At 62.8% G+C, this 14,924-nt stretch carries 10 protein-coding genes; 8 read left to right on the top strand and 2 right to left on the bottom strand.

Annotated features, from left to right (window positions below; genetic code table 11):
- Positions 1 to 31: 31 nt before the first annotated feature.
- Positions 32 to 1,447, bottom strand: a complete 1,416-nt coding sequence (locus JY451_15360; protein ID QZH74997.1) for a UDP-N-acetylmuramate--alanine ligase — start codon at positions 1,445 to 1,447, stop codon at positions 32 to 34.
- 262 nt (positions 1,448 to 1,709) lie between these two features.
- Between JY451_15360 and JY451_15355 the strand changes: the two genes are divergently transcribed.
- The 6 genes from JY451_15355 (at position 1,710) to JY451_15330 (ending at position 8,276) form a co-directional block, all read left to right on the top strand.
- On the top strand, positions 1,710 to 2,537 hold the full coding sequence (locus tag JY451_15355; GenBank protein ID QZH74996.1) for an LD-carboxypeptidase: 828 nt from the start codon (positions 1,710 to 1,712) through the stop codon (positions 2,535 to 2,537).
- On the top strand, positions 2,534 to 3,487 hold the full coding sequence (gene fabD, locus JY451_15350; protein ID QZH74995.1) for an ACP S-malonyltransferase: 954 nt from the start codon (positions 2,534 to 2,536) through the stop codon (positions 3,485 to 3,487). Before JY451_15355 ends, fabD begins: the two co-directional genes overlap by 4 nt.
- A 75-nt stretch (positions 3,488 to 3,562) precedes the next feature.
- On the top strand, positions 3,563 to 5,524 hold the full coding sequence (locus JY451_15345) for a beta-propeller domain-containing protein (protein ID QZH74994.1): 1,962 nt from the start codon (positions 3,563 to 3,565) through the stop codon (positions 5,522 to 5,524).
- Between the two features lie 70 nt (positions 5,525 to 5,594).
- On the top strand, positions 5,595 to 6,359 hold the full coding sequence (fabG, locus tag JY451_15340; protein ID QZH74993.1) for a 3-oxoacyl-[acyl-carrier-protein] reductase: 765 nt from the start codon (positions 5,595 to 5,597) through the stop codon (positions 6,357 to 6,359).
- A 3-nt stretch (positions 6,360 to 6,362) separates the two neighbouring features.
- A complete protein-coding gene (locus JY451_15335) occupies positions 6,363 to 7,001 on the top strand; it encodes an SGNH/GDSL hydrolase family protein (protein ID QZH74992.1) in 639 nt (212 codons plus the stop codon).
- 147 nt (positions 7,002 to 7,148) lie between these two features.
- Positions 7,149 to 8,276 carry a DNA polymerase III subunit beta gene (locus tag JY451_15330; GenBank protein ID QZH74991.1) on the top strand — a complete coding sequence of 376 codons (1,128 nt, stop codon included), beginning with the start codon at positions 7,149 to 7,151 and terminating at the stop codon, positions 8,274 to 8,276.
- Between the two features lies 1 nt (position 8,277).
- On the opposite strand, the gene JY451_15325 is transcribed toward JY451_15330, so the two are convergent.
- Positions 8,278 to 9,600, bottom strand: a complete 1,323-nt coding sequence (locus JY451_15325; protein QZH74990.1) for an FAD-dependent oxidoreductase — start codon at positions 9,598 to 9,600, stop codon at positions 8,278 to 8,280.
- 295 nt (positions 9,601 to 9,895) lie between these two features.
- Here JY451_15325 and JY451_15320 point away from each other — a divergent pair, with 295 nt between their 5' ends.
- Together JY451_15320 and JY451_15315 are read left to right on the top strand one after the other, a co-directional pair.
- Positions 9,896 to 12,508, top strand: a complete 2,613-nt coding sequence (locus JY451_15320; protein QZH76758.1) for an EAL domain-containing protein — start codon at positions 9,896 to 9,898, stop codon at positions 12,506 to 12,508.
- A gap of 186 nt (positions 12,509 to 12,694) precedes the next feature.
- Positions 12,695 to 14,920 (top strand): EAL domain-containing protein, encoded by a 2,226-nt coding sequence (locus JY451_15315; protein ID QZH74989.1) that lies wholly within the window; start codon positions 12,695 to 12,697, stop codon positions 14,918 to 14,920.
- The last annotated feature ends 4 nt before the right edge of the window (positions 14,921 to 14,924 follow it).

Genomic DNA, 14,924 nt, shown 5'->3' with positions numbered 1-14,924 from the left:
TCCCCGTGCTTCGCGGTGTTGGGGAGGAACTTTAGCCCTGCAATCGTTGCAAAAGGCTTTCGGCGAAGGTGGTGAGAGTATCATCCCGCGCGCCCATTATCACCACACGGTCTCCTGGCTTCGCGTTGGCGACAATGAAATCGCCGCAGCCTTCGCGAGTGTTGATGTGGAGCGCACGGCCTCCTGCCTTGGCGATCAGGTCCACGATCCGCTCGCTGCCTTCGGTCCGGTCCACCGTGCCGCCGAAATAGACCGGATCGCACAGGATCGTCAGGTCTTCGGGGCCGAGTTCGCCCGCGAAAGTCTCCGCCAGTTCGGCACCCATCTGCCGCAGCGGGCCGTAGCCGTGCGGTTGGAAGAAAGCGATCACGCGGCCCGGATGGCTCTTCAAGGTGCGCAGGGTGGCGCGGGCCTTTTCCGGGTTGTGGCCGAAATCATCGATCACTGTCACGCCGCTGGCCGAAGTGCCGATAATGTCGAACCTGCGGACGAGGCCCTTGAAATCGGCGAGCGCGGCGACGGCCTCCGCCACCGGCACTCCGGCTGCATTGGCGGCGGCAATCGCGGCGAGCGCGTTCGACAGGTTGTGCCGCCCCGGCATGGCGAGCCGCAGCGGGTGTTCGGAGCCGTCGCGGCGATCCACCACCAAGGCCGCCTGTTGGGTCGGTCCATCGGCCATGCTGCCGTCTGCCACGCCCAGCGCGGCGCAGCTGTTGTCGATCCCGAAGGTCAGCGGCTCCCTGGCCTTTGCAACCAGCCGGAATGCCTCCAGATTGTCGGCATTCACTACCCCGCGTCCTGCCGCGCCGAGAAAATCGCCGAACAGCCCGCGCAATTCGTCCATACTCTTGTGATCGAGGCTGACATTGAGCAGCAGCGCCACGCTGGGACGGTACAGCGTGATCGAGCCGTCGCTTTCGTCGACTTCGGAAACGAAGGTACTGCCATCGCCCACGACGGCGCTGGCGAAGGGGTGTTCGGGCGTAACGAAGTTCTTCATCACCGCGCCGTTCATCACCGTCGGCGCGCGGCCTGCGGCGTGCATGATCCAGCCGAGCATCGCGGTGGTGGTGCTCTTGCCGCTCGTCCCGCCCACGGCCAGCGAACAGGGCGCGGCGTTGAACAGGCGGGCGAGCAGTTCGGCACGGGTGAGACGTTCGCAGCCCAATTCGCGCGCCTTGGCGACTTCGGGTACCGTATCCTCGATGGCGGCGCTGGCGACGAGGATCTGCTCGGGCGAGGTGATCCCGCTGCCGTCCTGCGGGAACAGGTGGAACCCCTGCGCCTGCATCGCGGCGAATTTCTCCGGCGTGCGGCTCTGGTCGAAACTGCGGTCCGAACCGGCGACTTGGCCGCCGAGCCCGTTCACGATCTGCGCGAGCGGCAGCATCCCCGATCCGCCGATGCCGCAGAAGAAATAGGGTTTTGTTAGGTTCGCTTCGGTCATGGTTGCGCGATAGCCATGGGAATGGTGTTCGTCACCTCTGGGGTGAAGATTTGATCACGCGGAGACGCGGGGACGCGGAGGAGTGCAATCGCGCCGAAGGCGCTTGTTCCATTATGCGCTCTGTGAGTGTAATTCTTTACAGCGCCTTCGGCGCGGCCATGCCCCTCCGCGTCTCTGCGTCTCCGCGTGCATCCATCACTCCCCTGCGCAAAAGCGCAATTGCCGCCTTCGCGCCACCGCCGTTCGAAGCTAAGGCCACCGCATGACCCGCATCGCTCTCGTCTGCCCCGGCAAGCCGATCCGCCATGACCGCGCCGATGCCGTGCTGGCGCTGGCGGCGGCGGATTTTCCGCAGGTTGAGCTGGCATTCCACCCGCAGTGCTTCGCAGAGGCCGGCCATTTCGCGGGCGATGACGCCACGCGGCTGGCGGCCTTCCTCGAAGTCGCCAACGATCCGCAGGTCGATGCGGTATGGTTCGCCATGGGTGGTTATGGCGCTTGCCGGATCGCTGCGGATGCTATTGCCGGGCTGGGCGAACATGCGCAGGGTAAGACCTATCTTGGATACTCAGACGCCGGAATGTTGCTCGGCGCGCTCTACCGGCACGGGATCGGCAGGCCCGTTCACGGGCCGCTCGCCGGGGATGTGCGCCGCGAGGGCGGCGAGGATGCCGCCCGCCGCGTGCTGAGCTATCTGTCCGGTCAGCCGGTACTGCTGGAATCAGGACTGGACGAACGGCCCACGGTCGCCTTCAACCTGATGACGCTGGCCATGCTCGCGGGCACCGAACTGATGCCCGATCTCACCGGCCATGTCGTGCTGGTGGAGGAAGTGGCCGAGCATCTGTATGCGGTGGACCGGCTGTTTTTCCACGTCACCCAGCACCTGAGAGGCGCGACGGGTATCCGTCTGGGTCGTGTGTCCGACGTGCCGGAGAACGATCGTCCCTTCGGTTCCACAGAAGAAGACATCACCCGTTACTGGTGCACCAAAACGGGCATACCCTATCTCGGCCGCGCCGATATCGGCCATGATGCGGACAACGCCATCGTCCCATTCGGACGAACCATTCAAGAGGACTACACATGATCGCATTCGTTTTCCCCGGACAGGGCAGCCAGAAAGTCGGCATGGGCGCGGAGCTGGCCGAGGCCAGTTCAGTTGCGCGCGAGGTGTTCGGCGAAGTGGACGAGGCGCTGAAGCAGAAGCTGTTCGCTCTGATGCAGGAGGGGCCGGAAAGCGAACTGACCATGACCACCAATGCCCAGCCGGCGATCATGGCCAATGCTCTCGCCGTGGCGCGGGTGCTGGAAGCAGGTGGAATTGCGCTGGCGGAGAAGGGCGAGGCGGTGGCAGGGCATTCGCTCGGGGAGTATTCCGCGCTCGCTGCCGTGGGCGCGTTCAGTCTCACTGACACCGCCAAGCTGCTACGCATTCGCGGGATCGCCATGCAGGATGCAGTGCCCATCGGCGTGGGCGGCATGTGCGCGCTACTGGGGGCTGATCTGGAAAAGGCGCAGGCGCTGGCCGATGCGGCGGCGCAGGGCCCCCTTCCGGGAGCGCAAGCGAGCGTTTGCGAAGTCGCCAATGACAACGATCCGGGGCAGGTGGTGCTGTCCGGCCATCTATCTGCCATCGATCGGGCGGTGGAGTTGGCCAAGGAGCACGGCATCAAACGGGCGATTAAACTTCCCGTATCGGCGCCGTTCCACTGTTCGCTGATGCAGCCTGCCGCTCTGCGGATGGCTGGCGCGCTGGAAACGACGCCGCCCGGTGCGTTCCGCCTGCCGGTTTACGCCAATGTCACCGCCGCCGCAGTCACCGATCCGGAAGAGCAGCGGCGACTGCTGGTCGAACAGATCACCGGACGGGTGCGCTGGCGCGAGTCCGTGCTGGCGATGCACGAGGCCGGGATCACGCACTTCGTCGAACTGGGCGGCAAAGTGCTCGGCCCGATGATCCGCAAGATCGCGCCCGATGCCACGGTGACGAGCGTGGTAGGGATGGACGATATCGACGCGCTGGCAGGGCTGATCTGAGCGCGGCTCCGCATACATATTGCGTTCAGGTGCAGAGGGTGATGTAACAGTATTACATCAAAATGGGGGAATGCGATGAAACTGCCGCTCCGGATGTCGATTCTTGTCCCGGCCAGCCTTGCCGGAGCCTGCCTGGCCTTTGTCGGCGTGCAGTCGGTCGGTGCGCAGAATGCCGGGGAGCCTGAGGAAGGGCTCTACGCCTTCGAAAGCGAGGAGGCGCTTGAAGCCTTTGCCGCCCAGATGCAGGAACTGGCGGGGCGACAGTATGACCATGCCTATGCATCGGACGAGTCGGAAATCATGGTCACCGGCACTCCGATGGCAGTTCCCGCGCCTCCTCCGCCTCCTCCTCCGCCAGCGGCCATGCCGAGTATGGCGATGGAGAGCGCCCGTTCTCCCGAACCTGTCTCCGGCGAACAGATCACCAACACCCAGGAAGCGGGCGTGGACGAAGGCGCGATCGTCAAGGATGCGGGGGACTATCTCGTCATCCTGCGGCGCGGGCGGATTTTCACCGTGCGCCACGGCGGCAATGCGCTGGAACCGGTGGCAGCGATCAATGCCTTCCCGCCGGGTGCGCAGAATGCATCCAACACCTGGTACGACGAAATGCTGGTGCGCGGCGATCAGGTGATCGTGGTCGGGTACAGCTACGGCGATTTCGGCACCGAGATCAACCGCTTCCGACTGGGGCGTGACGGCAGCCTGACCTATCGCGACACGCATTACCTGCGTTCGGGCGATTACTATTCGTCCAGCAATTACGCCAGCCGGATGATCGGCGACGAGCTGATCTTCTACGCCCCCGTCTCGCTGCAATGGAACAACTGGCGCGCCACCATGCCCGCGCTGAGGCGCGGTGGGCCGGGGGGCGAAGTGGTCGATCTGGTTGAGCCGGAGGACGTATTCGTCACCCAGCCCGCACGGCGCGGGAAGTTCTACCTCCCGATGGCGCACGCGGTGACGCGCTGCGATCTCTCCGCCGAAGAACTCCAGTGCGATGCCACTGCCGTGCTCGGAAGCTGGAGCCGGGTATTCTACGTCTCCCCGCGCGCGGTCTATCTGTGGACTTCGGCGATCAGCTACGCAGGAGGAGAGGCCGACGGCCAGCTCTATCGCCTGCCGCTCGACGGATCGCGGCCCGGTTCGGTGCCGGTCTCCGGAGGGCCGATCGACCAGTTCTCTTTCACCGAGGACGCTGCCGATAATGTCCTGCGGGTTGTCCTGCGCGGCGAAGGGCAGGGCGATGCCATGTGGGGAAGCGAATTCTCCGGCGGCGATCTCGGCCTGCTCACCGTGCCGCTGGGGGCCTTCACCGATGGCTCCGAGCGGATGCCGATGGCGGCACTGCGCGAATTGCCGCCGGTGGCTGGCTACCAGTTCCAGAACCGCTTTGTCGGCGATTACCTGCTCTATGCGGCAAGCAATTACGGCAATGCCAGTGACGCGCGGTTCTTCTATGCCGCCCCGGTCGATGGCCGCGCGGCGCAGCGGGTGGAGTTGGAGCACGGGGTGACGCGGATCGACGTGATGGGTTCCGATGCCATTGCCATCGGACCGGGCAGCGGGAATGCATTGGGCTTCTCGGCAGTTTCGCTCGTACGGCAGGCCCGCGTGGAGGATGTCTATATGCTGCCCGCCGCCAGCGAGGGCGAAGTGCGCAGCCAGGCCTTCTTCTACCGCGCCGATCCGGGGTCGCCAGGGGGGGTTTCGGGCACGCTCGGCTTGCCGGTCAGCCGCACACGGACGGGGACGGGGGGGGAATTCCTCGGCAACGCCTCGGCGATCTTCTTCCTCCGCCGCGACAACCGGGAATTCAATCCCGCAGGCGACCTGGTCAGCCGCGCCAAGTCCGGGGTGAGCGACAACTGCATCGCCTCCTGCGTCGACTGGTACGGCAACGCCCGCCCGATCTTCCTGCGCGAACGGATCTTTGCGCTGCTGGGTTACGAGTTGGTGGAGGGCCGGATCGAGGATGGGGCCATCCGCGAAGTGCGACGGACGAACTTCACGCCGAGGGCGTCGAGGCGAGAATAGCTAGACGGTTGACCCGAGAGCTAGGGCGCGCAACAGGCGGGTATAACCTAAGCAGCAGGAATCGTGCGCCATGTTCTCACTCACCGGAATGAATGCCCTCGTCACCGGCGCCAGCGGCGGGATTGGGTCGGCGATTGCCCGCGCGCTCGCGGCGCAGGGCGCGCGGCTGGCTTTGTCAGGGTCGAACGGCAGCAAGCTCAGGTCCTTCCGCGAGGAGCTGAACGCCGAATTCGCGCACCACGATCATGACGGCCACGTCGAGATCACCTGCAACCTTTCGGATCGCACCCAGGTTGAGGAACTGGTCCCCGCCGCCGTCGATACGCTCGGTGGCATCGACATCCTGATCAACAACGCCGGGATCACTCGCGACAATCTCGCCATGCGGATGAAGGACGAGGAGTGGGACGAGGTGATCCGCATCAATCTCGAAGCCGCCTTCCGGCTGATGCGCGCCAGCGTGCGGCCGATGATGAAGGCGCGGTTCGGGCGGATTATCTCGATCACCAGCGTGGTTGGCGCCACGGGCAATCCGGGGCAGATGAATTACTGCGCGGCCAAGGCCGGGCTGGTCGGAATGTCCAAGAGCCTCGCGCAGGAAGTCGCCAGCCGCAACATCACCGTCAACTGCGTCGCTCCCGGTTTCATCCGTTCGGCGATGACCGAGGCGCTGGACGAAAAGCAGAAGGGCGCGATCAACGCGCGCATCCCGATGGCGAAGATGGGCGAGGGCGAGGATGTCGGCGCGGCAGTGGCCTATCTCGCCTCGCGCGAGGCGGGTTATGTCACGGGGCAGACGCTGCACGTGAACGGCGGCATGGCGATGCTGAGTTGATCGATGAGTCGCCATGTCGTCCTGATCGGAGATTCCCTCTTCGATAATACTGCCTACGTGGATGGCGGCCCGGACGTAGCCGCGCAGTTGCGCGAAATTTTGCAGCCTGATGATCGGGTTACGCTTGCTGCAGTGGACGGGAGCATCTGCGAGCACGCAGTCGAGCAATTGGGACGCTGCCCAAAGGACGCGACCCATGTGATCGTCTCATGCGGCGGAAACGACATTCTTCATCATGCAACCATGCTTGAGAAGCCCGTCTCGACGGTTGGTTCTGGGTTGGCTCTGCTTGCTGAGGCCAGAGCGGAGCTAGAGCCTGCTCATCGACAAATGGTGGAAGCCGCCGCTTTGCTGGAAAGGCCAGTGGCGATCTGCACGATATACGATGCCAACATGGGGCCGTTGATTACGACCGCCATGTCGATTTTCAACGATGCAATCTCGCGCAATGTTCATCGCGCGAATCTCGACCTCATTGATCTTCGCTTGGTTTGCACTGAGCCTGCCGACTACGCCAATCCGATCGAACCCTCTGTTGTTGGGGGATGGAAAATTGCCCAGGCCATTGCGCATTATGTCCGCAGCACCGACGCGAAGTCTGCGCAAACAAGAGTTTTCGCCGGATCACCCCTCATCAGCTAACTTTTCCCCAGCGAATCCCGCCTGCTCGATCCGAATCCTTGCCCCTCTTTGCGCCTTCGCTAAGGGTAGGGCAGCATCTATACCGGCGCTGGCAGGCGAATCCGGGCCGTCCCGGTCACACCAGCGCGCAATGGGGAATGATTGGCCATGAAAGTCACCATCGAACGCGCAGAGCTGCTTCGCAGCCTGTCCCACGTCCAGAGCGTGGTGGAGCGGCGCAATACCATTCCCATCCTCTCCAACGTGCTGATCGAAGCCGAGGCTGGCGGGCATGTGCGGATCATGGCGACCGATCTCGACCTGCAGGTGGTGGACAACCTGCGCGCCAACCGCGTCGATACGCCCGGCGCGATCACCGTTTCCGCGCACCTGCTGTTCGATATTGCCCGCAAGCTGCCCGATGGCAGCGAGGTCAGCTTGGAAACCGCCGACAACCGCATGGAAATCAAGGCGGGGCGCAGCAAGTTCAAGCTGCCGACCCTGCCGCGTGATGATTTCCCGGTGATCGTCGAAGGCGACCTGCCGACCAGTTTCGAAGTCGCGGCCAAGCTGCTCGCCGAACTGATCGATCGCACCCGGTTTGCCATCAGCACCGAGGAAACCCGGTATTACCTGAACGGCATTTTTTTGCACGTTTCGGACGAGGATGGCGGCGTGCTGAAGGCTGCGGCGACGGATGGTCACCGGCTAGCCCGCTTCACCCTGCCGCGCCCTGCTGGGGCCGAGGGGATGCCGGACGTGATCGTGCCGCGCAAGGCAGTGGCCGAACTGCGCAAGCTGCTCGAGGAAGCGTCCGAGGGCAATGTGCAGATCGATCTCAGCCCGTCGAAGATCCGCTTCGGGCTGGGCGGAGAGGGCGGGGTGGTGCTGACCAGCAAGCTTATCGACGGCACCTTCCCCGATTACAGCCGGGTGATCCCGACCGGCAACGACAAGCTGCTCAAGGTCGACCCGAAGTCGCTCTACGCCGGGGTGGACCGCGTGGCGACGATCGCCACCGAGAAGACCCGCGCGGTGAAAATGGGGCTGGAAGCCGACAAGGTGACGCTCACCGTCACCAGCCCGGACAACGGCAATGCGGTGGAGGAAGTCTCCTCGCAGTATTCGTCCGATCCGATCGAGATCGGCTTCAACGCGAGCTATTTGAAGGACATCCTCCAGCAACTCGGCAGCGGCACTGTGGAACTGCACTTCGCCGATGCCGGTGCGCCGACGCTGATCCGCGAGAACGAGAAGAGCGCAGCGCTTTACGTGCTCATGCCGATGCGGGTGTAGCCTAGGGCTTTTTCAGCGCCTTCAGCATCGCTTCGACATCGACGAATTTCTCGCGCGGGGCGCCCTCGCGCGCGGCCAAGGACTCGGCCTGTTCGATCTTCTTCCAGTCTTGGAAAGTGACCACATCCAGCCTCTTGGCCCGCGCTAGTTCGTCGAACCCGGTGCGGCCCCGTTTGCCGCCGTTGCCCAGCGCTCCGTTTTCGATGTCAGCCATGATGTGTGCGATTACGCCGGCACCATCTGGCTTGTTGGTGCCGATCGTGCCCGAAGGTCCGCGCTTGGCCCAGCCAACGCAGTAAAGGCCGGGCATGATCCGTCCGTCATCGTTGGCGAAACGGCCCGCGCGGGTGTCGAATGGCACTCCGGGGATAGGCGCGGTGCGATAACCGATGCAGGCGATGACGAGATCGGTCGGCAAGGTCTCCTTTTCTCCCGTGCCGACAGCGCGGCCCTTTTCCAGCACGGTGCGTTCGACCTCGATTCCCTTCACCTTGCCCGCACCCAGCAGCGCGACCGGCTGGCGGAAGAAGGCGAATTCCACCGCAATGCGCTTTTCGGCGCGGATATGCTCGGGAGTTGCGGCAAATTCGCGCAACAGGTTCACTGACTTGCGCAGTCCGGGTTCGAGTATCGCGTCCGCCGACGGGTCGGGCAGGTCATCGCGCGCAACGTATGGGGCGGCTTGATCGAGCTGCCCCAGTTCGCCCAGTTCCTTGGGCGTCATCATGATCTGGTGCGGCCCACGCCTGCCCAGGATCACGATCCGCTCGATATTGCTCGCCGTCAGCGCCGACAGCGCATGGCCGACGATATCCGATCCACCGAATTCGCGCCCCTTCTTGGATAGCATCCGCGCTACGTCCAGCGCGACATTCCCCATCCCGATCACCACCGCAGTCCGGCCCGAAAGGTCCGGATCGAGCGCGGCAAATTCAGGATGGCCATTGTACCAGCCTACAAATGCGGCGCTGCCGAAAACATTGACAAGATCCTGCCCCGGCAGGTCCAGCGGGCGATCTTTCGGTGCCCCGGTCGCAAGAACGACGGCATCATAAAGTGCCTGTAGTTCAGCTACTTCCACATCGCGCCCGATGGCGACATTGCCCACAAAGCGGACGTTTTCGGTCAGTGCAGTCGCCTCGTAGCGGCGGGCAACGCCCTTGATCGATTGGTGATCCGGTGCGACTCCGGTGCGGATCAGTCCGTAGGGGACGGGTAGCATGTCGAACACATCGACCCGCACATCTTCGCCAAAGGCCTTCTGCGCCGCTTCGGCGGTGTAATATCCGGCTGGCCCCGAGCCGACTATGGCGATGTGACGCATGCATCCTCCAGACATCCGCTGCCCGCGGCAACCTTAAACGATCGGGTCTCATCGGCAATGCTTGGGCAAAGGCTTTGCCCGGCTATTGCTTAGCCGGAATATGTCTCTGCGAATTAACCGTTTTTCAAAGGGAAACTGGCAGTAGCCTGCCATGCAAGGTGCGACCCGCCAGGCCATACAGCGTCGTCAGCCATACGCAGCGCCTGTGCGTAGCGAGGCAGGCGTCGTTGTGCCTGAAATGGAAGTAGAAATTCCCGATCGGGAAGCTGCCCGAACGGACGCGAAACCTGCGCCAATGCCAACAGAGCGCCGCGACGGACAGCGCCGCGCTCCCAGGGCCGATCGCGCCGTCAACGCCCCGCGTTATATGCAGGCCCACCACCACTGGTTTCCCCGCAGGTGGACCTATGTAATCCTCGGCATCGTTGGAGCCATTACAGTGTGCGTGGTGTTTTCGGCGAAACTTCCGCGTCCGGGCACCTGGGCAATTCTTGTCTGCTCTGTCATCTTCGCGATGCAGATCAGCCGTGTGCACGATCTGGTGGCGCAGCGGGAGCGGCTGGCCAAGATCATCGCGCTGGCGGGCGTGGTCATGCTGCCGCTGTTCATGTTCGGCATGGGGCTGACCATATGGGCCACCAATCAAGGCATTGCCTGGGATGTCGCCTTGGTCGGCATGTTGTGTGTGAGTGGCATTGCCACTGCATATCTCCGCCGCCAGCCTGCAGCGATTTTTGCCGCACAATTCTCGATCTGGTCATCGGCAGTGGTCACACACGGCTCGCTCGCAGGCATTTTGGGTCTGGCCGTCGGCATGCTGGTGGCTGTGCTGGTCGTGCGCGAACAGGTGGAAGAGAACCGGGTGGAGCGGGAGAGGGTGGATGCTCAGGAACGGGTGCAAACCCGCGCCCGCGACATTCTCGCCGATTACGAGGAAACTGGTCAGGGTTGGTTCTGGGAAACAGATCGTCGGTCACTGCTCACCTACGTTTCGGCGCCTGTAGCCAAAGCGTTGCACCGCAATCCTGACAGGCTTGTTGGCCAGCCATTCACGCGTCTTTTCGATCTGGAGGACACCGGTGACGAAGGCGAGCGGACGCTGATGTTCCATCTTTCCGCTCGCTCGGCCTTCAGTGAGTTGCCAGTTCGCGCGGCGATTGATGGTGAGGAACGCTGGTGGTCGGTTTCGGGGCGGCCGATTTATGACCAGTTCGACAACTTCGTCGGATTCCGCGGGTCGGGCACCGACCTTACCGAACGAAAGCGGAGCCAGGAACAAGCGACGCGGCTGGCCCGCTACGATGCGTTGACCGGGCTAGCCAATCGGTTCCAGATGTCGCAGGCGCTCGAGAAAATCCTCACCGCCCAGGCCGAAGTCAATCGCGAATGTGCGATCCTGCTGCTTGACCTGGATCGCTTCAAGCAGGTCAATGACACCATGGGTCACCCGGCGGGGGATGCATTGCTGAAGCAGGTGGCGCAGCGGCTTGAACGTGCGGTCGACACAGCCGGGCAGGTTGGTCGGCTGGGCGGCGATGAATTCAAGGTCATCATCCCGGCCCGGGTGCCGCGCCAGACGTTAGCCGACCTGGGGCGCGAGATTATTCACTCCCTGTCGCAGCCATATTCCATCGATGGCCAGCGCGTTGTCATCGGCGCATCGATCGGGATTGCCGTTGCCCCCGAACACGGCGACAATTCCGAGGAACTGATCCGCAACGCCGATCTTGCGCTCTATGCGGCAAAGGATGGGGGGCGCGGTCGCTATCACTTCTATGCAGAGGACCTCCATGCCGAAGCGGAAGCGCGCTCGCAGCTTGAGGAAGATTTGCGGGACGCGGTAGCAAAGGGTGAGATGCAGCTGCATTACCAACCGATTGTTTCGTTGGCCACCGACAGGATTGCGGGCTTCGAAGCCCTGATGAGGTGGCAACATCCCGTAAAGGGGTGGATATCACCCGGACGGTTCATCGGAATAGCCGAGGACTGCGGTTTGATCCAGCAATTGGGTGAATGGGCGCTGCGCCGGGCCTGCCAGGATTTGGCGCGCTGGCCCGATGAAGTGCGCGTGGCGGTGAATGTATCGCCGTTGCAGTTCTCCAACCTCAACCTGCCGACGATCGTTGCCGACGCGATAGACCAGGCGGGAGTGCGCCCGGCGCGGTTGGAGCTGGAAATCACGGAAAGTGTGTTTCTCGGCGATGACCGTGGTACCGACGAAATGTTCGCGGCACTCAAGCGTGTGGGGGTGCGGCTGGCGCTGGACGACTTCGGTACCGGCTATTCCTCGCTCGGCTATCTCAAAAAGGCGCCCTTCGACAAGATCAAGATCGACCAGACCTTTGTGCGCGGGATGACCGAGAGGGGCAGCCGCAACGCGGCGATCATCGCCTCGATCACCAGCCTTGCCAAGTCATTGGGTATGGATACCACGGCAGAAGGCGTGGAAACGCATGATGAGCTGGACCTGATACGTCAGCACGGGTGCAGCCATGTCCAAGGCTTCATATTTGACCGGGCACTCACCGCCGAGCAGGTTCACGAACGCATCGCCAGGGGGTTGGAGGCGGAGGCCAAGGGACCGAAATCCTCGCGAGCGGCTCGACAGAAAATGCTCCGCAAGGTTGTGCTCGAGCATAACGGTCATTTCTATAACGGCACGATCCGCAACATCTCGGTAACCGGAGCGATGATTGAGGGTCTGTGGAATGTCCCGGCAGGTACCCATTTCCAGTTGCAGATATCGCACAACCAAACTTTGGCCTGCGTCGCTCGCTGGAGTGCGGAAGATCGTACTGGAGTTGAATTCGCCAACCCGCTGCAACGGGACTCATCCGGCCAGATCACGGCGATTCAAGCGCCCCCGCCGCGCCAGTTCATGCCAGAAGAACTGCAAAAAGCCGGATAGCAAATTGCCGGGGTGGGGCCTTCTGTCGTGCAGGGCCGTTCCTCGGCCGGATAATTCAAGACGAGATGCCGTATTTAGGCGTTTGGTAAGTATGCATCACTAATGCTTGCGTATTGAAGCGCAGTAATCCTGGGAGCATTTGTCCGGGGTCTTTTCTGAAGGAACGAAAACTTGGGGGTTCGTGGCATGTTCCGGAATTTCGGCGGCCCGCTTGCCGGCGGGCTCCGTGTGCCCGATGCCGAGAACGCTGTCTCTCAGGTTGTCGAATTCTCGGACAGTCAGCGCCTCTCCTTCCTGGATTCCTTCGAACGCTCTGGCCTTAGCTGGTTCTGGGCCACCGACGAGCTTGGCAGGCTGATCTACCTCTCACCCAATGCTGCCGCCTGCTTCGAAAAGAACCGTGAACTGATCGGCGCTCACCTCGCGAAACTGGTCGAGACTGTCGAGAATAACGATGGCGAGACGCGGGGCAGGCCGCTGTCTTTCCTGCTGAGCGCGCGGACGACTTTCAGCGAACAGGTGGTGCGGCTGATCCCGCAGGCCGAAGCCTCGGGCTCGACCAAGATCGAGACTTGGTGGGCGCTGACTGGCAAGCCGCATTTCGACGATGCCCAGAACTTCCTTGGCTATCGCGGCAGTGCCAAGAACATTACCGCCACCTATCAGCAATTGCGCGATTCCTCACGGGCTGCGGCCTTCGATTCGCTTACCGGCCTCGCCAATCGCCACCGGATGCTGACCCGCCTGACAACGGTGCTCAAAGCGTACCGGATGGAAAAGCGGTCCTGTGCCCTGCTGATGCTCGATCTCGATCGCTTCAAGCAGGTGAACGACACGCTCGGGCATCCGGCGGGTGACGAACTGCTGCGACAGGTTGCGCAACGCTTGCAGCGGATTGTGCCCGACGATGCCGAAATAGGCCGGCTGGGTGGCGACGAGTTCCAGATCATCATCCCCGACAAGGACGACCGCGGCGACCTTGGCGATCTCGCCAACCGCATTATCCAGATGATCTCCCAGCCGTACTCGATCGAGGGTAGCCGGGCGATTATCGGCACATCCATCGGCATCGCCATTGCGCCTTACGACGGGATCGAACCGAGCGAACTCATCAAGGCTACCGACTTGGCACTCTATGCAGCCAAGGGCGGAGGGCGCGGGCAGTTCCGCTTCTATTCCAACGATCTGAAGGAATCAGCTGATGATCGCCGCGAGATCGAGGAAGACCTGCGCGATGCCCTGGCGCGCGGCGAGCTGGAGATGCATTACCAGCCGGTCGTCTGTTCGCGCACGCATATGGTGAAGGGGTTTGAAGCGCTGATGCGCTGGCACCATCCCGATCACGGCCCCGTCAGCCCCGGTGTGTTCATCCCCATCGCCGAAGACAGCAACCTTATCGATGCACTTGGCGAATGGGCACTGCGGCGGGCTTGCGAGGATGCCGCCAAATGGCCTGGCGAACTCACTTTGTCTGTGAATGTCTCTGCGCAGCAATTCGCCAGCGACAACCTGCCCACAGTGGTGGCCAATGCGCTTTCGTCGTCCGGACTTCCGGCGCGGCAGCTCGAACTGGAAATCACCGAAAGCGTTTTCATGGGCGACGTCACCGCCACGGACCAGATGTTCAAGAAATTGTGCAAGCTGGGGGTGAAGCTGGCGCTGGACGATTTCGGCACCGGATACTCGTCGCTGTCCTACTTGCGCCGCGCGCCTTTCAGCAAGATCAAGATCGATCAGAGCTTTGTGCGCGGCTGTACCGAAGAGGACAATTCCAACGCCGCCATCATCACCGCCATTGTCAGCCTGGCGCGGGCGATGAAGATGGTCACCACCGCTGAAGGCGTGGAAGCGCTGGACGAGCTGAAGTGCATTTCGGCGCTGGAAGCGGACCTCGTGCAAGGATTTATCTTCTCGCGTGCGGTACCGCAGGCGTCTGTGCTCGAAAAGCTGGGTTCGGGGGAACTCAGCTATGAACCTGCCGGCCCTGCGCGGCACCGTGCCGACCGCAAAACGCTGTTCCGCCGGGTGGGGGTGATCCATGAGGATCATCACTATTCGGTCATGCTGCGCGATCTTTCCCGCTCTGGCGCACGGATCGAGGGGCTGGTGGATGTGCCAGTCGGAACCCAGCTGGTGCTCGATCTGGGCGAGGGGCAACTCGTGGTCTGCACGGTGAAGCGATCGCAGGACGCGACGCAAGGGCTTGCGTTCGAGAACCTGCTGGTGAGCGACGGGGCGGGCGGGCTGTGCACCAGGCACCGCGTTTCCCCCTACATGCTGGCGGCGGCGGGGATGCCGTTGCAGGCATTGCCGCCAGGGCACTATGCGATGCCGAACCAGCACGGCGGACAAGCCACGCGCCCGCGCTTCATGCAGGTCGATATCACTGCCGGATCGCTCCGCGCCGGTTGATTCC

The organism is Erythrobacter sp., from assembly GCA_019739335.1.
GTDB lineage: Bacteria > Pseudomonadota > Alphaproteobacteria > Sphingomonadales > Sphingomonadaceae > Alteraurantiacibacter.
This window is presented reverse-complemented; position numbering and strand designations above follow the sequence as displayed.